Origin of the sequence: Providencia vermicola (assembly GCF_020381325.1) — a bacterium.
GTDB lineage: Bacteria > Pseudomonadota > Gammaproteobacteria > Enterobacterales > Enterobacteriaceae > Providencia > Providencia vermicola.
Genome location: NZ_JAGSPI010000008.1, coordinates 139632 through 162839 on the forward strand (window position 1 = coordinate 139632; position 23208 = coordinate 162839).

Genomic DNA, 23208 nt, shown 5'->3' on the forward strand with positions numbered 1-23208 from the left:
ATTGTGGCAGATATCCAACCCCTAAAGGGTGCGAAGCTAGTTTGGGCAACCATTGCATTATCCCTTGCGACTTTTATGCAAGTGCTCGACTCCACCATCGCAAACGTCGCTATCCCGACAATTGCGGGTAACCTTGGTGTTTCCGTCTCGCAAGGGACATGGGTGATTACCTCGTTTGGGGTGTCGAACGCTATTTCGATTGCTATTTCGGGGTATCTTGCTAAGCGTTTTGGTGAAATTCGTGTTTTCTTGTGGGCGACGGCACTTTTTACTTTATTTTCATTACTTTGTGGCTTCTCAGATAGCCTTGGAATGTTGATTTTATATCGCGTGCTACAAGGTGCTGTTGCAGGACCTGTTATTCCTTTATCCCAAAGTTTGATTATGCGGTGCTACCCACCGAAAATGCAGAATATGGCATTGGCTTTTTGGTCGATGACTATCATTTTAGCACCTGTATTTGGCCCCATTTTTGGTGGTTATATTAGTGATAACTTCCATTGGGGCTGGATATTCTTTATGAACGTGCCTCTTGGTATTTTCGTGATTATTGTGGGTTCTATTATCCTTAAAGGAATGGAATCGACGGTGGTTAAAGTACCGTTCAATGTGATTGGTTTGGCGTTATTATCCGTTGGCGTTGGTTGCTTACAAGTCCTGTTGGATAAAGGGAAAGAGCTGGGTTGGTTAGCGTCAAATGAGATTGTGATTTTAGCTGTTGTTTCTGCTATCGCTTTAGTGTTCCTCGTGATTTGGGAACTGACCGATAAAAACCCGATTGTTGAGCTGTCTTTGTTTAAATCGCGCAATTTTACCATTGGCACCATCTCGGTCAGTTTAGCCTATATGGCGTATTTTGGTGCGATAGTGTTATTACCTCAATTGCTGCAAGAGGTGTACGGTTATACCGCAACGTGGGCGGGGCTTGCACTTGCGCCGATTGGCTTGTTACCTGTTTTATTTTCAGCGCCAGTGGCGAAATTATCCGACTTTTTGGATATCCGCTGGATAGTGACCTTTAGTTTTGTTTTTTATGCTATTTGTTTCTTCTGGCGGGCGTATACCTTTGAGCCGAGCATGGGGTTCTCCGCGGTAGTTTGGCCGCAATTGGTGCAGGGCATGGCGGTTGCTTGTTTCTTTATGCCATTGACAACATTGACCTTGTCGGGGCTTCCCCCTGAAAAACTGGCATCGGCTTCCAGTTTGGCAAACTTTTTCCGAACGCTCGCTGGCTCAATTGGTACATCAATCACGACCACGATGTGGAGCGACCGTGAGTCTGTGCATCATAGCCAACTCACGGAGTTTATTACGGATTATAATCCGGAGTCTTTAGCAATGTACCAAGGCATGGCTGCTCATGGCTTAAGCACAGAGCAAACCTCAGGTTTTATTGCACAGCAAATTACTAGCCAAGGGTTAATCATAGCGGCGAATGAAATTTTCTGGCTATGTGGTTGGGTGTTTATTGCGCTGATCATTACCGTTTGGTTTGCTAAGCCGCCATTTGGTAATAATGCGAAGTAATAGTGAATGATTGGGAAGCGCTGTTGCGGGGCTTCCCAATCAGTTTATAGCTGAGATTTTGGGATAATATTCTCAAACTGAAGTACAGGGCGGTTGGCCTCTATTTCGGTTAACGGCTCAGTTTCTTTAAATGTAGTTAAACAGCGAGTGACTAGGTTCTGGTAGTCTTTGGTACCGTTACTTTTCCACTCAATTTCCTTTTCTGATAGTGTTCGTAACACTTTTGCTGGGGTACCCACGATTAGGCTATTTTGTGCAAATATGGCCTCCGCTTTAACAAATGCACATGCGCCAACAATCGAATTTTCACCAATCACCGCACCATCCATAATCACGCTATTCATCCCAACTAAAGCATTACGTTTGATATGGCAGCCATGCAAGATAGCCCCGTGTCCGATATGGCCATCTTCTTCAATAATGGTGTCGAACTGCGGGAACCCATGCATCACGCAATTATCTTGCACGTTAGCTCCATCTTTAATAATTAACCGCCCAAAATCGCCTCGTAAGCTGGCATTAGGGCCAATATAAACATTTTTACCAATTACGACATCGCCAATAACGACCGCAGTGGGGTGGACAAAACTGTCTGGACTAACAACCGGCGTGATACCATCAATTTGATAAAAAGGCATAAGGGCTCCTTAACGGTTAATTTAGGCGGCGATTTCCCGCAATACCCCACCAAAACGCCGATAATAAGCGCTGGAAGGTTGGGGAAGCTCACCCACTGTCGTTTCGCTATTTTCTGAAACATATTGCGTTGCAGCTTGGTCGATACGTTGATAAATATTGGTGCACAAATGACGCGCAATATGCCCTTCCCATTGAGGCGGTAAAAGTTCGTCAGGTAATAGCGGGTCTTTGAGCGTGACGCGACGATAAAAGTGAATTAAAAGTAGCCGTAGCTGAAAACAATGTTCAGGGCTGATGTGTGTTCCCGCATTATCCTTGAGTAACAAGGCCAATGGCCTGAATAAGGAAATAAATTGGTGATAATGCTCTGAAATATCTTGCAAAGACCATGCCTGAGACACGAGGTCTTTCAGGTTTTTTTCTGAGCGGCTATAAGGGTAGTCTGCATGGAAATAAATGGCTTGCTCAGTCGCATTGAGCTCATTTAATAACGCGGGTACATCACTTTGTGCACAACTTGGTGCTGCCATTAAGGATGTATTAAACTGCCCGAATCCTAGCCAGCTCAGTTCTTTTTTTAATCGAATTTTTTCTTCTTTATCAGCCGCTTCTAATAACAATAAGTCCCACTTTCCATCCCAATCAGGTTGCTCTGCGAGGTAAATTTTTTGCTCTGCCCGCCGAAACCGACTTTGCCCACGGGCTGAAATTCGGTAGTAGCTGCGTCGGCCAATTTTTTCGACATCTAACCACCCCTCTTTTTGTAAGCGGAAAACAGAGGTACGCACAAAGCGGTCAGTAAACCCCATCGGTTCTAATAACTTAGTTAGGCTGCCTAACCAAACCTCGCCTCCTCGGTGATGTAGTGCATCGCCGTATAAGGAACTAATGAGCGACGTACCACTAATGGGCTGACTGGCGATGGCATGTTGAATAAATTGGTCGAGCTTGGTATTCATTTATGTTTCATCCATAAATTTTTTGTATCAGAATTCTTCCTGAATAGTAGACATAAAAGTGAATATTGTCTCGTATCGTTTTTTATTAAAGCGTGTTGTATCAGGATGGCATATTAGGTAATCCATTCTTAATATGCCTTAATCCGTTGATTAAATTGCAATTCGGGTGTCAATGACACGCTCGGCTTTACCTTGTGACCGTGGAATATCGCCACAATTTACGATACTGACCCGCGTGCTGATCCCAACCATGGATTTGATACGGTGTTTTAAATGATGGCAGATATTACAGCGCTCATCGTAAGTGAGTTGCTCTGGATGTTTGAGCTCAACGCGGACTGATAAGTTATCCATATTGCCTTGGCGACCGATTTCGAGTTGATAGTGGGGTGAGAGTTCTTTGAACTGCATAATTTGTTCTTCAATTTGAGAAGGGAACACATTCACGCCGCGAATAATCATCATGTCATCAGAACGACCCGTGATTTTGCCAATTCGACGCATGTTGCGATTTACACCCTTCATTAGGTGGGTTAAATCCCGCGTACGATAACGAATTACAGGCATTGCCTCTTTTGTAAGGGTAGTAAACACTAACTCACCATGTTCACCATCCCCTAATGTTTTGAGGGTTTCGGGGGAAATAATTTCAGGGTAAAAGTGGTCTTCCCAGATAGTTGGGCCGCTAGAACCTGAGTCAGCACACTCCATAGCAACACCCGGCCCCATTACCTCTGATAATCCGTAGATATCTAACGCTTTGATGCCAAGGCGCGTTTCGATTTCAGTGCGTAGAGATTCTGTCCAAGGCTCAGCACCGAACACGCCTAATCTAAGTGAGCACTTACTAGCATCACCACCCATAATTTTCTCAAGTTCATCAATAATACTTAGGCAATAGGATGGCGTCACCATAATGACATCAGGCTTAAAATCGGCAATTAATTGTGCTTGTTTTTCTGTTTGCCCACCTGACATTGGAATAACGGCGGCACCAAGGCGCTCAGCACCGTAGTGTGCCCCTAAACCACCTGTAAACAAGCCATAACCATAAGCAACATGAACTTTATCGCCACGTACTGTCCCCGCAGAGCGTAAACTGCGTGCAATCAAATCCGCCCAATTATCAATATCACGCTGTGTGTAGCCGACAACGGTTGGACGCCCAGTGGTACCTGAAGAGGCATGAATACGAATGATTTGATCCATGGGGACGGCGAAGGTACTGAAAGGGTAGTTTTCCCGTAAATCCTGCTTAGTGGTATACGGAAATTTTTCGATATCACTTAATTGTTTAAAATCATCAGGGTGTACACCCGCATCATCAAACTTTTTACGGTACATTGGTACATTTTCATAGGCGTGAGTGAGTGTCCACTTCATTCGAGAATACTGTAATGACTCGATTTCATCACGTGAGGCAAATTCAATTGGGTCGATGCTATTTTGTATCATGCTCATAATTGCCATTCCTCATAATTATTATGTTAACCAGTTTTCGTTGATGACGTTGCTGGTTTTCGCCTGAGCAGGTGTCAGATTTCAGGCGATTATTATTGATATGAATGCGTTTTTCAGACTCGTTCGATAATCATGGCGATGCCTTGCCCTACGCCAATGCACATGGTACATAGGGCATAGCGACCTTGTTTGCGATGAAGTTCATTCATCGCGGCAATGGCGAGTCTTGCACCGCTCATCCCTAATGGGTGACCTAAGGAAATCGCGCCACCATTGGGGTTTACGTGCGGAGCGTCATCGGGTAAACCTAACCCCCTCAATACGGCGAGAGCTTGTGCTGCAAAGGCTTCATTTAGCTCAATAACATCCATTTGGTCGATAGTTAAACCCGCCATTTTCAATACCTTTTGCGAGGCAGGGAGCGGGCCAATCCCCATTAATCGAGGCTCAACACCACAAGTGGCCGTGGCAACAATACGGGCGCGTGGGGTTAAACCTTGCTGTTTCGCAATTGTTTCGGATGCAATAATCAGAGCTGCGGCGCCATCATTTACGCCAGAGGCGTTTCCTGCCGTGACAGTGCCATTTTCACGAAACGGTGTTTTCAGCTTTTGCAGTTGCTCAAAGGTGGTTTCTGCACGAGGATGTTCATCTTCAGTGACCACGATTTCATTTTTTCGCTGTTTAATGGTGACAGGGACAATTTCTTGCGCAAATATACCGTTAACTTTAGCCCGTTCAGCGCGCTGCTGGCTGCGTAGTGCAAATGCATCTTGGTCTGCACGGTTGATCTGGTAGGTTTCTGCCACATTTTCAGCCGTTTCAGGCATGGAATCAGTACCGCATTGTTGTTCCATTAATGGGTTGATAAACCGCCAACCGATTGTGGTATCAAAGACTTGCGCTTGGCGTGAGAAAGCCGATTCTTGTTTCCCCATAACAAACGGTGCGCGGCTCATTGACTCAACGCCCCCTGCAATCATTAACCCTGATTCACCTGCTTTAATACTTCTCGCGGCAAGCGCGATTGCATCTAGCCCAGAACCACATAATCGGTTAATGGTTGTGCCTGAAACCGACATGGGCAAGCCAGACAGCAAACCCGCCATGCGAGCCACGTTACGGTTGTCTTCGCCCGCTTGGTTTGCGCAACCTAAAATAATGTCGTCAGTCAGTGACCAATCTAACTGCGGGTTCCTTGCCATTAACGCTTTTAAGGGTAAAGTCGCGAGATCGTCAGGACGCAGAGAAGAAAGAGCACCACCATAACGGCCTATCGGAGTACGTACACCATCACAAATATACGCATCAATCATGGCAAATCTCCTCTAAGCGGTGCCCTAAACGATGAGAGCGGCCTTGGAACAAGGCAAGTGTTTTGCCATCTTGGTTAGTTATTTCGACGTCATAAAGTCCGTTACGTTTGCCTTGATGTTTCACTTTTGCGGTGGCAGTGAGTAAATCCCCTTCAAAGCCTGGGCGGATGAAATCAATGGAGCACATAGACGCAACAGCAGCATACCCTTGGCTATTACAGGCGTAGGCAAATGCAGTATCGGCTAGGCTAAAAAGTTGCCCGCCATGGCAGGTTTTATGGCCATTAAGCATATTTGCGGTGATTGGCATTTTTAATTGCGCAAAGCCATCTTCGACTTTCTCAATCGACATACCCATTGCCTTTGCACATGCATCATCACGATACATAATATGAGCGGATTGTTGAGCAGTCGTGATATTCGGTACAGAAATCATAGCAACTCCTTGAAAGATAAAGACTGATAATCTGCAGCTAACTGCCTAAGTAATGGGTTGGGACGATAACGACTATCCCCATAAAATTGCGCAAGTTGCTCAAGTACCGATAACACACGTGGCCAGCCGAGTTGAGCTCCCCAAGTTAATGGACCCTTGGGATAATTCACCCCAAAGCGCATGGCATTATCGGTATCTTGAACAGTAGCAACCCCTTTATTCACGACATCGAGTGCTTCATTACATAACATCGCGACCGTTCTCATTGTTAAGAGTGCAGGGTAATCAGGCAGTACAATCACGTTTTTCCCAAGGGATTGAAAAAAAGCAATCGCGTGCTGGTTTTGTTGCGCATTATTTTGTTTTGCGCAGGTGAGCGTGATGGCTGTTGCGGAAAGGTAATTCGCCGATAAATCAAATAAAACCACCGCTTGCCCTGAGCGCTGCGCATGAAACGATGCCAATTCACCATTTGTTAACATAATAATAACGTTATTAACAATAAGGGTAGGGGATTGATTCGGCTGTTGTGTCAATCCTTCGAGTGAGATCCCATTTTCGGATAAAAGCTGCGCAAACTCAGGAAATATTTGCCAATCGCCACGAACTTTTACAGTTTGTGGGTGGTTAAGATGAACTTTTGCGGCAAATGACGCAGTGGGTTGTGGTTTATTATCATCATAATGATAGAAACCTTGTTTTGATTTTCGACCAAAATGCCCTGCTTGCACTAATTCTAATTGCATTAATGAGGTTTGAAAGCGTGGGTCATAACCGAATGCCTGAAATACGGATTCAGTCACGGCATAGTTGACGTCATGGCCAATGAGATCAGTGAGTTGCAATGGCCCCATAGCAAAGCCTCCTGCATCCCGCAGCACACTGTCTAACGTGGCTGGGGAGCCCACTTGCTCTTCGAGGGCGCGTAAGGTCTCTGCATAAAAAGGTCTTGCTACGCGATTGACAATAAACCCAGGTGTTGAGCGGCAAATAACGGGTACCTTACCCCATGAGAGAGTCAATGCTTTCAATTGTTCAATAACTTCTGGTGATGTTTCTAGGCCACGGATCACTTCAACCAATTTCATTACGGGAGCGGGGTTAAAAAAGTGTAAGCCAGCAAGCCGTTCAGGGTGTTCCAATTGGCAACCAATCGCTGTAATCGATAATGACGATGTGTTACTCGCAAATATTGTTGATTTATGGCAAATGCCTTCAAGTTCACCGAAGATAGACTGTTTTATTGCTAATTTTTCGGCAACAGCTTCTATGACGAGTTGGGCACTAGACAACTCAGACAAGTGTTGAGCAACATGAATATTGGCGATCAGTGCTTCTGTCGTTTTCGACTCAGCCTTTCCTTGTTCCACACGTTTACGCAAGCGTTGCGTCATCGTGTCTAATGAACGGGTTAACACATCTTGGTTAACATCAAACAGTAAAACGGTGAGACCCGCAGTGGCTGCAACTTGTGCAATACCAATACCCATGGTGCCTGCACCAATTACGGCGACTGTCTTGATGGTGGAATTCAAAGGGAGTGTCATGGTTATCTTCCTTTGAACAGGGGTTCACGTTTGTTTAAAAAGGCATCGACCCCTTCACGGTAGTCTTCGCTACGTCCCCCTAAACGCTGCAAATCGCGCTCAAGGTCTAGTTGTTCATCTAGGGTGTTGGTTGCTGCGCAGTAAATGGCTTTTTTGATTAGACCGAGGCCGTAGGTAGGTTGTGTCGCAAGGTGTTGAGCGAGTTGCTGAACAGTGTCTGTGAGTGCTTCATTTTCAGTAACTTGCCAGATCATTCCCCATTGCAATGCTTGCTCTGCGCTGATTTTGTCCCCCAATAATGCCATGCCCATCGCTCTGGCGTGCCCAGCTAGCTGAGGCAAAAACCAGCTTCCCCCTGAATCGGGAACTAAACCTAGGCGGCAAAATGACTGAATAAAGCTGGCACTTTTAGCGGCGATAACAATATCTCCAGCTAATGCGATAGCTGCACCAGCGCCTGCCGCGACACCATTGACGGCGCAAATAATGGGTTTAGGTAAGGCAGTAAGACGGCGGATCAGTGGGTTATAATAGGTTTCTACAGAAAAACCAAGATCAGGCGCTTCGCTACCGACGCTGACATTACGATCGTTAAGATCTTGTCCTGCACAAAAACCACGGCCTGCCCCTGAGATCACTAAGCAACGCACCGTGTCGTCACGTTCTGCAATTTTGATGGCATCACTCAACTGACGATGCATTTCATCGTTGAAACTATTGAGCCTATCAGGGCGGTTTAAGGTTATCGTGAGAACCCCATTTTCCAGTGCGGTAAGGATCATCGCTTCGTTTGTCATGGTTATTGTCCTGTAAACTGAGGTGGGCGTTTTTCAAAGAAGGCCGTGATCCCTTCTTGCCGATCTTGCGTGCCTGCTAAGGCCACAAAATATTGGCGCTCCAGCTGTAGGCCCTCAGTAAGGTGGTTATCTTGGGAGTGGACTAAGGCTGCCTTTGCTGCACGCACGGCTAAAGGCGCATGCTCTGTAATACGTTGTGCAAGTCGTTGAGCACGTTCGACCACTAAATCGTCAACACAAATTTCACTGATTAAGCCCGCTTGGAGTGCGTGTTTGGCACTGATCGTTTCTCCTGTCAGTACCATTTGCATTGCTAAAGACTTACCTACTGCACGAATCAAACGCTGGGTACCGCCCGCTCCAGGCATTAAACCGAGGGTAATTTCGGGTAACCCAAAACGGGCAGATTCCCCTGCAATCACCATGTCACAGGCAAGTAGTAGCTCGAAACCTGCCCCGAGTGCATATCCATTGGCGGCAGCGATAATTGGCTTTGATATCATGGATAAACGACGCCATACTTGAGGGCGTTTATCCGTTATCGCGTTAGCGACAGTTTGCTGTTGTAGCTCTTTAAGATCCGCGCCAGCAGCGAAGAAACGCGGGTTGCCAGCGATGACTATCGCACCGATTTCCTCATTGTTATCAGCGGATTCAAGATGTTGTACCAGCAACTCAAGGCATTCGGTGCTAAGCGCGTTACGCACTTCGGGGCGATTCAACGTTAGAGTAAGAACACGCTGATTTTGCTGAGATAAAATCCAAGGGTTTTTCATTGCGTTTCCTATACGTCAAAGTCTAAAACAACGCCATCACCCTTTGGCCAAGCTTGGCAACTCAGGATGTACCCATCGGCAATCTGGTCTGGTTCAAGACTGTAATTGACGCCCATTTCCACTTCTCCTGAACGCAATTTGCATTTACAGGTTGCGCACACGCCCCCTTTACAGGCGTATGGCAGGTCAGCGCCTTGGCGTAATGCCGCATCCAAAATGCTGTCATCTTGACTGTCCATACTGATATCCAAAGTACGACCATCAAGGTGAATACTGACTTGGCGAGTTTCATTGGATTTGGCGGCAGTGGGTTTAAATTTTGCTCCTGATGTGTTGAAACGCTCAGTGTGTACGAATTCTTTTGGTATACCGTAATTCACGAGGGTGTCATGCACCTCATCCATCATACTTTCAGGGCCGCAGATAAATGCGCGGTCAAATTGTTTGAAATTTAATAATGTGTTGCCTAATGCAGAAAGCTGTTGTTGGCTAATACGCCCGCTAAGGAGTTCACTGTCTTGAAGCTCTTGGCTAAATAGATAAAGCACTTGGAAACGCTCAGCAAAGCGGTTTTTTAAGTCTGAAATACTCTCTTTAAACATCACTGAACGGCTATTACGGTTACCATAAATCAACACAAAATGGCTTTTAAGTTCAGTTTGCAATGTGGCTTTAATGATTGAAAGCAGTGGGGTGATCCCAGAGCCTGCTGCAACAGCAAGGTAGTGTGCATGGATATGCGTTTCAGGCTGGTAGCCAAACTGCCCCTGTGGGATCATGACATCGAGGCTATCGCCGACATTGAGCTGTTGATTAATAAAATTGGAAAAGCGCCCTTCATAAATGGCCTTCACACCTATTTTCAACGTTTCGTCATCAGGTGAACTACAAATGGAGTAGCAGCGGCGCAAATTTTCACCGTTAATTAAGGCTTTTAAGGTGAGATGCTGTCCTGGACGGTAACGATATTGTTCGCGCAAGGCATCAGGAATATTGAACGTCACCGCAACGGCGTCAGGGGTGTCGCGCTCAATGGCAGCAATACTTAAACGATGGAATACAGTCATATGAGTGCCCCTAAATACATTTAAAGTAATCAAATGGTTCTAAGCATTCGGCGCACTTATATAATGCTTTGCATGCGGTTGAACCGAATTCACTAATTTTTTCAGTCTGTTCGCTATCACAGCGTGGACAACGAATAGCCCCCTTGTGCTCGGGGTGCTCGCAAGAGGTGCCTTGTGGCGGTGCAATGCCAAATTCACGTAAGCGCCTTTTGGCATCTTGGCTCATCCAATCGGTGGTCCAAGCAGGAGTTAACATGATTTCAATATCAACCTGTTCAAAACCCGCATTGCCCAAAACCGTTTTAATTTCATTGAGTAAAAATTCGGTTGCAGGGCAACCCGAATAGGTTGGTGTAAAAATTACTTTCCAACCCTGATTATCTGGAAGCACTTTGCGGATCATGCCAAGATCAGTAATAGAGAGTGCAGGCAGCTCTGGATCGGGAATTAGATGCAGCTGTTGCCAGATCTGATGAACTTGGGGTGATTGAAGCTCGTTGAATTGCAGTCTCTGTTCCATCACATCACCACTGGCTATTTGGGTAAGCGCGTTGCATAAATTGCAATTGCGTTAACAGCAGGCCGAGATGTTCAGTATGGCTGCCTTGCTTACCCCCTAAACGATAAGCATCTTTCTCAGGTATGCTAAGCGTGGCTTCATCAAAGGTTTCATTGATGGTGTTTAACCATGTGTCTTTCAAAGAACGAGGATCAACGGCAAAACCCGCTTCGCTGAGGGCGATTTCAATGTTATCTGCGTGAAAAAGTTCACCAGTAAAGCGCCATAATGCATTAACAGAATCTTGCATTCGTCGATGACTTTCCTCTGTACCATCCCCTAAACGGATCATCCAATTACGGCTAAAACGCAGGTGATAAATCGCCTCTTTAAGGGATTTTTCTGCAATGGCCGAAAGTTGTTCATCGCGGCTATGGATCAGGGCTTGGTAGAGTGGAACATGGTAAGCGTCCATAAAAAATTGGCGCACCAATGTGTCGTCAAAGCCGTTATTTGGCTGTTCAACGAGTAATAGATTGCTGAATTCTCGTTCATCACGTAAAAAGGCCAGCTTATCTTCATCACAATCGGTGCCTTTTAGCTGGGCGGCGTAGCTTAAAAAATTGCGTGCTTGCCCCAGTAAATCCAGGCCAATATTAGAGAGTGCGAGGTCAATTTCGATTTCAGGTGCATGCCCGCACCACTCACACAGACGTTGCGCAAGAATTAATGGCGAGTCACCGAGCCGTAGTGCGTAATGATGGAGCTGTTCTTGATGATTCATAAGGTGCTCCTTACATGTTTTTAATGCCATCAGGGATGGTGTAAAACGTTGGATGGCGGTAAACCTTGGTGTCCGCAGGGTCAAAGAATGTGCTTTTATCTTCAGGCTGTGATGCAATTAAATGGGCTGCTTTGACGACCCAAATGGAGCAACCTTCGCTGCGTCTAGTGTAGGCATCACGGGCGTTTTCTAGCGCCATTTGGTCATCTGCGGCATGTAAGCTTCCGACATGGCGGTGAGCCAAACCTTGTTTACTGCGAATAAAAACTTCATATAAAGGCCAATCTTGGTTATTCATGGTATTTTCCTTTTTTGAGCGTTGGTCAGTAAACTACGCTGCGGATTTTATGGACTTTTGCTTACGACTATGTGCCATAGCACCTTCGCGTACCCATGCTCCGTCTTCCCAGCCTTTACGCTTTGCACCCAGGCGCTCATGGTTACAAATGCCGTTACCTTTAATCACTTGGTAAAACTCTGCCCAATCAATTTCCCCAAAGCGGTAGTGACCCAGCTCGTCATCCCACATGAGATCAGGATCAGGAATGGTCATACCGAGTGCTTCGACCTGTGACACAGTGTTATCGATAAACTTTTGACGGAGTTCGTCATTACTGAAGCGTTTGATTTTCCACGCCATACTTTGTGCACTGTGCGGAGAATCGGAATCATTCGGGCCAAACATGGTGAGAACAGGCCACCAGAAGCGATTGATCGCATCTTGCAACATCGCCTTTTGTGCTTCAGTGCCTTCTGCTAGGGCCATCACGGCTTCGTAACCTTGGCGTTGGTGGAAACTTTCTTCTTTACAAATTTTCACCATTGCACGTGCATAAGGGCCGTAGGATGCACGGCATAGCGCGACTTGGTTCACAATTGCGGCTCCATCGACTAACCAGCCAACTACGCCTATATCAGCCCAACTCAACGTGGGGTAATTAAATATCGAGGAATACTTCATTTTTTCATCAAGCAGCTTTTGGTAGATATCTTGGCGAGAACAGCCAAGGGTTTCTGCAGCGCTGTATAGGTAAAGGCCATGGCCAGCCTCATCTTGAATTTTGGCAAGTAAAATAGCTTTACGGCGCAGCGTCGGTGCGCGGGTGAGCCAATTGGCTTCAGGGAGCATTCCCACGACTTCGGAGTGGGCATGTTGGCCTATCTGGCGAATAAGGTTCTGCCGATAAGCATCGGGCATCCAGTCCTTGGGCTCGATGGAAATATCCGCTTCGATTTTGGCCTCGAAGTTAGCCTGATTTTTCTCGTTCATTGATTTTTCCATTAAGTGATTCGAAAAATATTTTTAAATGAAAATAGTGAATCATGTTTATTTAACATTGATGCTAGGAATATTTAACATAAAGATCAATGTTCATTAACTTAATTCTGCGAGGCACTTCACAAGGTATTATTTTAAATTCATTAAAATCAATTATATATATTCATTGTTTTTTGTATGGATTTGAATGGTAACTTAGGTTTATACAAATTTGTTTTCAATTTGTTAAATTTAAATTAGCATCTATGATTATTTTTATGATACATATCTAAGTATCATTTTTGTTTATTTACTTTATTTCTGGGGTGAAATATGCAGCATTTGACAAGTTACATTATGGGGAAGTGGGTACAGGGTAATGGTAAAGAGCGGGCGATTTATCATGCACTTACCAATCAGGCTTTATACGCGGTGACAACCGAGGGGCTTCCTTTATCTGAGAGTCTGGCCTATGGGCGAAAAGTTGGAGGGGAGGCGCTATCTGCTATGTCATTCCAGCAACGGGGGCAGATGCTTAAAGCGGTAGCCAAGTATTTGTTGGAGCATAAGGCGGAACTCTATGCTATTTCAGCGCAAACCGGGGCAACAAAAGCAGATAGCTGGGTGGATATTGAAGGGGGGATTGGGACATTATTTGCCTATTCAGGTTTGGCAAGTAGAGAACTCCCCGATGACACCATTTGGCCTGAAGGTGACACAGTTCCCTTGTCTAAGCAGGGGCAATTTATTGGTCATCATATTTTGACCTCTCGCCGTGGCGTGGCGCTGCATATCAATGCGTTTAATTTTCCTTGTTGGGGAATGCTAGAGAAACTGGCACCTACGTGGTTAGCGGGTATGCCTGCCATTATCAAGCCTGCGACAGCATCGGCTCAAGTCACCCAAGCGATGGTCAAGCTGATGGTTGACAGCGGTCTTATACCTGAGGGGGCTATTCAGCTGATTTGTGGTGGTGTCGGGGATATGTTTGATCACCTTGATTTTGAGGATGTCGTCACGTTCACAGGGTCTGCCTCCACAGGGCAAAAACTTAAATCCCATCCGCGCATCATAGAAAAATCAGTGCCTTTCACCATGGAAGCCGACTCACTGAACTGTGCGATCTTAGGGGATGATGTGCAGCCAGAACAGCCTGAATTTGCATTGTTTATTAAAGAAGTGACCCGTGAAATGACCGCGAAGGCAGGGCAAAAATGTACGGCCATCCGTCGCATTATTGTACCGAAAAATCAATTAGACAATGTTAAACAAGCACTGCTTAAACGGTTATCGGCGACGACGGTTGGCGACCCTGCAGTTGATGGGGTTCGTATGGGGGCGTTGATTAATTTAGAACAGCGCCAAGATGTACAGACGAAAGTGGATTATCTACGAAACAATGGCTGTGAAGTACTCTGTGGTGGGCAGTTTGAACAATTAGCGGTCATCGGTGCTGATAGCCAAAACGGTGCCTTTTATCCTCTGACATTATTGTACTGCGCAGAGCCATTTAAATCTTCGGCCGTCCATGAAACCGAAGCATTTGGCCCTGTTGCGACCTTAATGAGTTATGAAAGCCTTGAGCAAGCGGTGCAACTTGCCATTCTAGGGGGCGGTAGCTTGGCGGGCACATTAGTGACAGCGGATGCACAGGTCGCTCAGTCAGTGATCCGAGCAAGTGCACGTGCACATGGCCGCATGTTGGTATTAAATGAAGCATCGTCGACAGAATCAACAGGGCACGGCTCACCACTACCTCTACTAGTGCATGGTGGGCCTGGGCGTGCAGGTGGCGGTGAAGAACTGGGTGGATTGAGAGCGGTGAAGCATTATATGCAGCGCACGGCCATTCAGGGCAGCCCATCGATGTTAACCGCGATTAGCCAGCAGTGGATCCGTGGTGCAAAGACGGTGACTGATGTTGTTCATCCATTTCGAAAACATTTTGAAGACTTAGTGATAGGCGATACGTTGCTCACAGCAAGGCGTACGGTGACCGAGGCCGATATTGCTAATTTTGCTTGCCTCAGTGGTGATAATTTCTATGTGCACGTGGATAAAATCGGGGCGGCACAATCACTGTTTGGTGAACGTATTGCCCATGGGTATTTTGTGGTTTCAGCTGCAGCAGGTCTGTTTGTTGATGCAGGCGTTGGGCCAGTTATCGCAAATTATGGCATGGAAAACTTGCGTTTTATCGAACCCGTAAAAATTGGCGATACGATACAAGTTCGTCTAACGTGCAAGAAAAAGATAAAAAAACCACAAAAATTAGCCGAAGATAAACCAAATGGGGTCGTTGAATGGGATGTGCAAGTCTTTAACCAAGACGATACGGCTGTGGCACTTTATAGCATTTTGACGCTGGTGGAACGCCGTCATGGGGATTTTCATTAACCATAATTGTGACGAAACGGTTACAAACAAATAGGTGCTTTTTCAATCATTTTCTGTTGTGATGGGAAATCGCTAACAAAATGTCAGGAAACAGAGATGAAAACGCACCATCAAGCGGTTTATCAGCAATTTGATGAGCAAGCCAACGCCTATTTAACCAGTCAAGTTCATGCACAAGGTGAGGATTTACTCGCCTTGCAGAGGTTGCTACAGGGTTGCCAAGCTGAGGATGTCCTTGACCTTGGCTGTGGTGCAGGGCATGCGAGTTTTTACACAGCACCGCTGGTTAAATCTGTCACGGCATATGATCTGTCCGACTCGATGCTGAGTGTTGTGGCGAAGAACGCGCAAGAGCGCCAACTAACTAATATCACGACCTGCAAAGGCACTGCTGAACAACTGCCGTTTGCAGATAATCATTTTGATCGGGTGATTAGCCGCTATTCTGCACACCATTGGCATGATGTTGAAAAAGCGCTGCGTGAAGTCCGCCGTGTATTGAAAGTGGGTGGAAAAGGCATTTTTATTGATGTGGTTTCACCTGGCCACCCATTGTTGGACATTTATCTGCAAACCGTTGAAGTTTTAAGGGATACATCGCATATTCGCGATTATTCTGCTGGGGAATGGTCAGGGATGTTCAACAATGCAGGGCTATTTGTTAGTGGTGTTCAAAGTTTCCGTTTGCCCCTTGAGTTTACCAGTTGGGTTGAACGGATGCGAACGCCACAACCTTTAGTTGAGGCAATTCGTCAATTTCAAAACACGCTCAGCGATGAAGTGAAACACCATTTTGCATTACAATCCGATGGCTCATTTACTTCTGATGTGATGCTATTCGAATTTCATCGCCAATAAGTGCTTATTTTGCGATAAACTGCGCTTGGTTAAGTTGGCTGAGCGCGGTGTTCACGGCAAAAATTTCACCTCGGACATCGGGCACACCAAAGGCTTTTAAACGCGCACTGTGTTTGGTTAAATAAGCGTTTGCCTCTTGCTCAGAAGCAAACATGTAAACTCCACCTGCCATTTGAGTTTGTTGGTTTTCAGTCCAAATCTTCCAGATAAAGCCAGGTTCTTGGTTGATTGACTGAGCTAAATCATTCATTGCCGCTGTCATTTCTTCGCCCCACGGGCCTTGGTATGGGAAGTCTACTTGTAAAATTACGCTCATCGATTGCATCTCCTTATCATTAGGCTTGCATAATAACCCTTAACACAAATAATAACTTTGCTATTTATCGTATTTAAGGCTATTGCGCTTACCTGCTTCAAACGCTTCCAGTGTGTTTAAACGTGCTTGTTTGTGATCAACGATAGGTTTCGGGTAATCAATGGCTATATTGTTTTCTTCTGCCCATTCATGGGGGGTATGGATATATTTATCAGGGACGCCATTTAATTCAGGGAGCCAATAGCGGATAAACGTGCCCTGAGCATCAAACTTTTTCCCTTGTGTGGTCGGGTTGAAAATACGAAACCAAGGGGAGGCATCCACACCTGTAGAGGCTGACCACTGCCAGCCGCCGTTATTCGCCGCTAAACTTCCATCAATCAGCTGGGTCATAAAGTATTTTTCCCCTTCCCGCCAATCAATAAGTAAATCTTTGACTAAGAAACTCGCCACAATCATTCGTAACCGATTATGCATCCAGCCTGTGGTATTCAGCTGCCGCATGGCTGCATCCACAATTGGGTAGCCCGTTTGTCCGATTTTCCATGCCTCAAAATCGGTAGGTGAATCATTCCAATGAATATATTGTGTCCAATGAATAAAGGGCTGGTTGTGGCACAAACGAGGAAATGCCACTAAAAGGTGAGTATAAAATTCACGCCAAATTAATTCATTTAACCAAGTGAATGCGCCGCTATCAGGGTAATCAAGAAGCTGTGGGTTTTCAGCTTGTAAACGATTGATGCATTGGCGAGGGGATAACACTCCAATTGCGAGGTATGGCGATAGCTGGCTGGTGCCATTAATAGCGGGGAAATCTCTATCATGTTGGTAATCTGTCACTTTTTTAGCGCAAAACTGCCTGAGCTGCTTTAAGGCAGCTTGTTCACCTGCCGGGAAAGATTGCGCGATGTTTTGAGGCTCATGAGGAAATAGCGGCAGGGTTGTTTCAATCTCTAACGGCTTTGAACGCTGAGCAGGGGCACGTAAGGAACGGTAGTCTGTGACAGTGAGTTGGGTTAGAAAAGCACGGCGAAATGGGGTATAGACTTGGTACATTTCACCTTTTTGATTTATTACTGTGCCAGGTGGGAGCAACAGCGCATCATCAAAAGTATGGATATGCATTGGTGGTGCTTGCTCTATCAACCACTCATCACGTTTCTTTTCATTCCATTCATACTGCCGATTGAAAAACAAAGCATCCGCTTGCTGTTCTTTGGCGTAATTCAGTACCCATTTAGCGGCATCTACAAAATTACCCACAGTATGGCAAATGAATGGAATACCTAACTTAGCAAGGGAATGTTGTAATTCGACAAGGTTTTGGTGAATAAAGGCGATCTGTCGTGCAGAGACATCATGCTGTTTCCACTGTTCGGGTGTGGCAGTATAGAGGGCGATGACATTGGCCTGCGGGTCAGCGCAGGCCGAGGAAAGGGCTTTATTATCGGTGACGCGTAAATCATGACGAAACCAGATAAGATGCTTGGCTGCCACCGCTTTCCTCCTAGGCGTTAATCCAATTTAGGATGCTGATTAATTAACGACTGGCGTTTTTTCTCAAGTTCAGCAATTTGTTGGTCAATATCTTCAACTTTTTGCTCAATATTGTCAAAATGTTCACTCAAGATTTCCTTCGCCTCAGCTTTATCCGACGCCGCTGGTGTTGCACCCCGCAACGGTTTATTGGCTGTTTCTGGCATGCGAATACCTGTGTATAAGCCAATTAATGCAATCACCATCAAGTAATAGGCTGGCATATATAAATCTGTGGTTGATTCGACTAACCAAGCTGCAACAGTTGGGGTCGCACCTGCAATTAATACTGAGATATTAAAGGCGATGGCTAAGGCACTGTAACGAATATGCGTTGGGAAAATCGCGGGTAAAATTGATGCCATGACCCCAGTAAAACAGTTTAGCAATATCGCAAGGATCAGTAATCCGACAAAAATTAACCCAACTGAGCCGCTGTTAATTAGCATAAAAGCAGGGTAAGCCAATAGCACTAAACCTACGCTACCGATAATAACAAATGGGCGACGGCCAATTTTATCACTGGTTAAGCCAATCACGGGTTGAACAAATAGCATACCAATCATAATGGCGATAATTATTAGCACACCATGGTCAGTTGAATAATTCAGGTTATGCGATAAATAACTTGGCATGTAAGTCAACAACATGTAATACGTGACATTAGTTGCAATCACTAAGCCAACACAAATTAATAAGCTTTTCCAATGCTTCGATGCCACTTCGCGTACTGAAACTTTGGGTGGATTTTGAATATTGGCTTTGTCTTGTTTTTCCAGCGATTCAACATGCTGTTGGAAAGCAGGCGTTTCTTCAAGGGAATGGCGCAGATATAACCCAATAATCCCTAAAGGTAAGGCTAAGAAGAACGGAATTCTCCAGCCCCAATCATGGAAATTTGCCTCTCCAACAATACTGGAAATCAGCACGACTACGCCTGCACCTAGCACGAAACCTGCGATAGAACCAAAGTCTAACCAACTGCCCATAAAGCCACGCTTACGGTCAGGTGAATATTCGGCAACAAAAATTGCAGCTCCTGAATATTCCCCACCGACAGAGAAGCCCTGTGCTAATTTAGCGATTAATAACAGGATGGGTGCCCAAATACCGATGCTTTCATATGATGGGATCAAACCAATACAGAACGTACTTATCGCCATAATGATAATGGTCATCGACAATACTTTTTGCCGACCATACTTATCACCTAAGATACCAAATACCACTCCCCCTAACGGCCTAACTAAGAAAGGCACGGAGAATGTCGCTAGTGCAGCAATCATCTGGACGCTCGGTGATGCGTCTGGAAAGAAAACTTGACCTAATACGTAAGCTAGGAAGCCATATACACCAAAGTCAAACCATTCCATCGCATTACCCAGTGAAGCAGCGGTAATTGCTTTCTTTAATTTACCATCATCAATGATTGTAATGTCATTAATATTTAATGGTTTTTCTTTTTTCTTCTTGAATTTCATGAAACCATCCTCTTATTTGAATTTCAACAACGAGATAAATCACATTTAAGGTGTGGGTTTTCATACTTAAACAACGTGCAAAGTCCTATCATTTATAATAGTCGCTGTATGAATTTTTGATCAGTTTTTAAAATTTAAAATTGAGCTAAATAATGGAGTAATACAGTAGAGGTAGAGAGAGAAATAGAGAGCACTTTTTTTGTAAATAGAGCAAAATAACCACCTGAAAATAATCAAAGTCGTGACTAATAATACATTAATATCGCTGGAATGTAAAATACTTGGCTTTTAATGCCGAAAAAAAAGAATTTTTAGCGTTTTATTTTAGCTGGTTAGGTCTATATCAACATGTTACTTATATCAATAATGCATTAGGCTAACAATGTTGATTTAAAATAATAAAAACATTAATAATCAATCAGTTATATTTCATTTTTGCTGATTTAAACTATGCTAAATACTCCATGAATATAGGGGGTAACATGAATAACTCCGTGAAAATATCAGCGATTAATGTTTATCATCCAGCCCAAATTAGGGGGAATGATTATTTTATCGAAAAACATGGCGATATTAGAAATATTAATAATCTATTTGAATCATTAGGTAAGCGACAGCGTTATGTTTCTGACCTTGAAAGTGAAAATGTATTAACGATGGCATTTAAATCAGCAAAGCCGATAGTGGATGATAGTAATATTGATATTATTATTTTCGCATCAACGACACTAGAGTATTTATCGCCAACTCATGCATTATTTATTCATCGAAAATTTAATATTAAACACAATTGTATTTGTATCGATATGAATATAACTTGTTTAAGTATGTTAGCAGTTCTTGAACAAGCAGCTATGATGCTGAAATTAAAAGCGTCCTATTGTAGAGCATTGGTTATCTCTACAGATCAAATTTCTCGATATGCAAAACCAGATGAGCTTTTCCCTGAGGCTTTATTTGGGGATGCGGCGGTTGCAGTGATACTCGATAAAGTAAAGGACAACTTAGGCGCTGGGCTCATCGATAGTCAATATTACACTGATAGTCAGTATGCCGATACGATTGTATTTCCACACTATGGATTATCACATAGCCAAAATATGCAAGAAGAGAAATTTTACTGGGATAATTTTACAGGGGAGCTCTGTGTACCCTTTGCGATAGAAGCCATTCAATTTCAGTTGGAAAAACATCATTTAAAAGTGAATGATATTTCTTGTTTTTTCTTTTCTCAATTTTCAAAGAATTATATTGGAATGATTAAAAATGCATTAAATATTTCCTGGGAGCAGATTGAATATATTGGTGATGAGTATGGTTATACAGGCGGAAATAGCCCATTAGTTGCCTATGCACATCGTTTGAAAAAAGGGCTACTTCATGAAGGTGATATTATTGTATTTTGGTCATTTGGTGCAGGGTATCAAACTGGTGTTTTACTGTGGAAAGTGTAACTTAATCATTCTCAAATTGATTGGGTAATTATGCCAATCATTTTACGATATTCTTATGGCAGTGATTAATATTAACAATAGTCTCTTAATTTATTCCGTTATTATCATCTTCTTTTGATAATAACGGAGGATTGTGTCGTTCTGTTTTATAATGGATTTGATAAGTAGGAATGAATAATTGACTTGGTTACAATCAAATAAATGATTGTAAATAAGTTTGATAATCAGAGAGTACAGTAAGATTTAAAATGAATTTTGCTAAACTCTAAAAGAATACGCGTTGTATTTTATCAAGCGCGTATGACATCCGACTGAGAAGAGTGCCATTATGAAAAAACAGAGTGTTGCATCCTATATTGCAAAAGTACTTGATAATGCAGGTGTTAAACGTATTTGGGGCGTTACTGGAGATTCATTGAATGGCTTAACCGACAGTTTGCGCCGTCAAGGGGCAATTGAATGGTTAGGCACTCGTCACGAGGAAGTAGCTGCATTTGCCGCGGGCTCAGAGGCCCAGCTTACTGGGCAGCTAGCCGTTTGTGCAGGCTCTTGTGGGCCTGGAAATATGCATCTTATCAATGGATTATATGATTGTCATCGTAACAGAGTGCCTGTATTGGCGATTGCAGCGCATATTCCATCAAGTGAAATTGGCAGCAATTATTTCCAAGAAACCCACCCAACAGAACTATTTCGTGAATGTAGCCACTATTGCGAGATGGTCTCTAACCCAGAACAAATCCCACAAGTGCTTGGCATTGCGATGCGTAAAGCAATTCTGAACAAAGGGGTATCCGTTGTTGTCATTCCGGGGGATATTGCATTAAAAGATGCACCAGAGACCGCCAAAGAAACATGGTATCAGCCTCAAGCCCCATTGATCATGCCACAGCGCTCTGAAATCGAACAATTAGCGCAAGCCTTAAATGAAGCTAAAAATGTCACATTATTTTGTGGTAATGGCTGCGCAGGGGCACATGATGAAGTGATCAAACTGGCAGAAACGCTAAAAGCACCTGTAGTTCATGCATTGCGCGGTAAAGAGCATATTGAGTGGGATAACCCGTACAGCGTGGGAATGACAGGTTTAATCGGTTTTTCATCGGGTTACCATGCAATGATGAACGCGGATACGGTTGTTTTGCTCGGAACGCAATTCCCATATCGTCCTTTCTACCCAAATGATGCAAAAATTATTCAAATTGATATTAATGCAGGGAGCTTAGGTTCTCATTGCCATATCGATATGGGGCTGATTGGTGATATTAAAGCCACTCTTGATGCATTACAGCCACATTTACAGGCTAAACAAGATAAAAAGCACCTTGAGAGCGCGTTAAAGCATTATGACGAAGCCCGTAAAGGGTTAGATGACCTTGCAAAACCAGGGCATGAAGGGCTCATCCATCCACAGTACTTGGCAACTAAAATTAGTGAGCTGGCCGATGATGATGCAATCTTCACCTGTGATGTGGGGACGCCAACGGTATGGGCAGCACGCTATTTGAAAATGAATGGTAAGCGCCGCTTAATTGGCTCGTTTAATCATGGTTCTATGGCGAATGCGATGCCACAAGCAATTGGTGCGCAAGCTGTTGATAAAAAACGCCAAGTGGTTGCCATGTGTGGTGATGGTGGATTTAGCATGTTAATGGGGGATTTTATTTCTCTTTCACAAATGCAATTGCCAGTAAAAATCATTATTCACAATAATGGGGTATTGGGCTTTGTGGCAATGGAAATGAAAGTTGCGGGTTTTTTAACAGCAGGAACAGATTTGCATAATCCGAATTTTGCTGCAATTGCGAACGCTGCGGGTATCAAAGGTATTCGTGTGGAAAAAAGTGAAGATCTCGACAGCGCACTTAAAGAGGCTTTTGCCCACGATGGCCCTGTGGTGGTGGATGTCTTAACTGCAAAACAAGAGCTTTCAATGCCACCAGAAATTGCGGCTCAGGAAGCTAAAGGTTTTAGCTTATATATGTTAAAAGCCATTATGAGCGGGCGCGGTGATGAAGTGGTGCAATTAGTGAAAACTAACTGGCTACGTTAATACCTATTGTTCGTTCATAGAGAAGCCTAATCAATTGATTGGGC

21 protein-coding genes are annotated in these 23208 nt (G+C 44.3%); 5 read left to right on the forward strand and 16 right to left on the reverse strand.

Annotated features, from left to right (window positions below; translation table 11 throughout):
- The first annotated feature begins 3 nt into the window (after positions 1–3).
- Entirely contained in the window at positions 4–1527 is a 1524-nt protein-coding gene (locus KDJ85_RS13220; RefSeq protein WP_225820070.1) for a DHA2 family efflux MFS transporter permease subunit, read from the forward strand.
- A 44-nt stretch (positions 1528–1571) separates the two neighbouring features.
- Here the strand turns inward: KDJ85_RS13220 and paaY are convergent, their stop codons facing one another.
- The 13 genes from paaY to paaA all read right to left on the reverse strand — a co-directional run bounded on the left by paaY (position 1572) and on the right by paaA (position 13078).
- Positions 1572–2165, reverse strand: coding sequence for a phenylacetic acid degradation protein PaaY (gene paaY / locus KDJ85_RS13225; RefSeq protein ID WP_225820071.1), 594 nt, complete (start codon positions 2163–2165; stop codon positions 1572–1574).
- 21 nt (positions 2166–2186) lie between these two features.
- Complete coding sequence (gene paaX, locus KDJ85_RS13230; RefSeq protein ID WP_225820072.1) at positions 2187–3125, reverse strand: phenylacetic acid degradation operon negative regulatory protein PaaX; 939 nt, start codon at positions 3123–3125, stop codon at positions 2187–2189.
- 150 nt (positions 3126–3275) lie between these two features.
- The gene (paaK, locus tag KDJ85_RS13235) at positions 3276–4586 is read right to left on the reverse strand and encodes a phenylacetate--CoA ligase PaaK (RefSeq protein ID WP_225820073.1); all 1311 of its coding nucleotides are present in this window, start codon (positions 4584–4586) and stop codon (positions 3276–3278) included.
- A gap of 113 nt (positions 4587–4699) precedes the next feature.
- Complete coding sequence (gene pcaF / locus KDJ85_RS13240; RefSeq protein ID WP_225820074.1) at positions 4700–5902, reverse strand: 3-oxoadipyl-CoA thiolase; 1203 nt, start codon at positions 5900–5902, stop codon at positions 4700–4702.
- A complete protein-coding gene (paaI, locus tag KDJ85_RS13245) occupies positions 5895–6338 on the reverse strand; it encodes a hydroxyphenylacetyl-CoA thioesterase PaaI (protein WP_225820075.1) in 444 nt (147 codons plus the stop codon). Before paaI ends, pcaF begins: the two co-directional genes overlap by 8 nt.
- Entirely contained in the window at positions 6335–7885 is a 1551-nt protein-coding gene (locus KDJ85_RS13250) for a 3-hydroxyacyl-CoA dehydrogenase (protein ID WP_225820076.1), read from the reverse strand. The genes paaI and KDJ85_RS13250 overlap by 4 nt, the downstream gene beginning before the upstream one ends.
- Positions 7886–7887: 2 nt before the next feature.
- Entirely contained in the window at positions 7888–8682 is a 795-nt protein-coding gene (paaG, locus tag KDJ85_RS13255) for a 2-(1,2-epoxy-1,2-dihydrophenyl)acetyl-CoA isomerase PaaG (RefSeq protein WP_225820077.1), read from the reverse strand.
- A 2-nt stretch (positions 8683–8684) separates the two neighbouring features.
- Entirely contained in the window at positions 8685–9458 is a 774-nt protein-coding gene (gene paaF / locus KDJ85_RS13260) for a 2,3-dehydroadipyl-CoA hydratase PaaF (protein ID WP_225820078.1), read from the reverse strand.
- A gap of 8 nt (positions 9459–9466) precedes the next feature.
- Positions 9467–10525 (reverse strand): 1,2-phenylacetyl-CoA epoxidase subunit PaaE, encoded by a 1059-nt coding sequence (paaE, locus tag KDJ85_RS13265; RefSeq protein ID WP_225820079.1) that lies wholly within the window; start codon positions 10523–10525, stop codon positions 9467–9469.
- A 10-nt stretch (positions 10526–10535) separates the two neighbouring features.
- On the reverse strand, positions 10536–11045 hold the full coding sequence (gene paaD / locus KDJ85_RS13270) for a 1,2-phenylacetyl-CoA epoxidase subunit PaaD (RefSeq protein WP_225820080.1): 510 nt from the start codon (positions 11043–11045) through the stop codon (positions 10536–10538).
- Between the two features lie 4 nt (positions 11046–11049).
- Complete coding sequence (gene paaC / locus KDJ85_RS13275; RefSeq protein ID WP_225820081.1) at positions 11050–11808, reverse strand: 1,2-phenylacetyl-CoA epoxidase subunit PaaC; 759 nt, start codon at positions 11806–11808, stop codon at positions 11050–11052.
- Between the two features lie 10 nt (positions 11809–11818).
- Positions 11819–12106, reverse strand: coding sequence for a 1,2-phenylacetyl-CoA epoxidase subunit PaaB (gene paaB, locus KDJ85_RS13280; RefSeq protein ID WP_225820082.1), 288 nt, complete (start codon positions 12104–12106; stop codon positions 11819–11821).
- 33 nt (positions 12107–12139) lie between these two features.
- Complete coding sequence (gene paaA / locus KDJ85_RS13285) at positions 12140–13078, reverse strand: 1,2-phenylacetyl-CoA epoxidase subunit PaaA (RefSeq protein ID WP_225820083.1); 939 nt, start codon at positions 13076–13078, stop codon at positions 12140–12142.
- Between the two features lie 321 nt (positions 13079–13399).
- On the opposite strand from paaA, the gene paaZ reads away from it, so the two are divergent.
- Positions 13400–15463 carry a phenylacetic acid degradation bifunctional protein PaaZ gene (gene paaZ, locus KDJ85_RS13290; protein ID WP_225820084.1) on the forward strand — a complete coding sequence of 688 codons (2064 nt, stop codon included), beginning with the start codon at positions 13400–13402 and terminating at the stop codon, positions 15461–15463.
- Between the two features lie 48 nt (positions 15464–15511).
- The gene (locus KDJ85_RS13295; protein ID WP_225820190.1) at positions 15512–16321 is read left to right on the forward strand and encodes a class I SAM-dependent methyltransferase; all 810 of its coding nucleotides are present in this window, start codon (positions 15512–15514) and stop codon (positions 16319–16321) included.
- A gap of 4 nt (positions 16322–16325) precedes the next feature.
- Here the strand turns inward: KDJ85_RS13295 and KDJ85_RS13300 are convergent, their stop codons facing one another.
- Genes KDJ85_RS13300 through proP form a run of 3 tightly spaced genes read right to left on the reverse strand, consistent with a single transcriptional unit; the run spans position 16326 to position 19657 of the window.
- On the reverse strand, positions 16326–16637 hold the full coding sequence (locus tag KDJ85_RS13300; protein WP_206085043.1) for a monooxygenase: 312 nt from the start codon (positions 16635–16637) through the stop codon (positions 16326–16328).
- A 60-nt stretch (positions 16638–16697) separates the two neighbouring features.
- A complete protein-coding gene (phrB, locus tag KDJ85_RS13305) occupies positions 16698–18137 on the reverse strand; it encodes a deoxyribodipyrimidine photo-lyase (RefSeq protein ID WP_225820085.1) in 1440 nt (479 codons plus the stop codon).
- Positions 18138–18154: 17 nt separating this feature from the next.
- The gene (gene proP, locus KDJ85_RS13310; protein ID WP_206085039.1) at positions 18155–19657 is read right to left on the reverse strand and encodes a glycine betaine/L-proline transporter ProP; all 1503 of its coding nucleotides are present in this window, start codon (positions 19655–19657) and stop codon (positions 18155–18157) included.
- Positions 19658–20151: 494 nt separating this feature from the next.
- Here proP and KDJ85_RS13315 point away from each other — a divergent pair, with 494 nt between their 5' ends.
- Both KDJ85_RS13315 and poxB read left to right on the forward strand, forming a co-directional pair.
- Positions 20152–21111 (forward strand): 3-oxoacyl-[acyl-carrier-protein] synthase III C-terminal domain-containing protein, encoded by a 960-nt coding sequence (locus KDJ85_RS13315; RefSeq protein ID WP_225820086.1) that lies wholly within the window; start codon positions 20152–20154, stop codon positions 21109–21111.
- Positions 21112–21439: 328 nt separating this feature from the next.
- Positions 21440–23164, forward strand: a complete 1725-nt coding sequence (poxB, locus tag KDJ85_RS13320) for a ubiquinone-dependent pyruvate dehydrogenase (protein ID WP_225820087.1) — start codon at positions 21440–21442, stop codon at positions 23162–23164.
- Positions 23165–23208 lie beyond the last annotated feature (44 nt).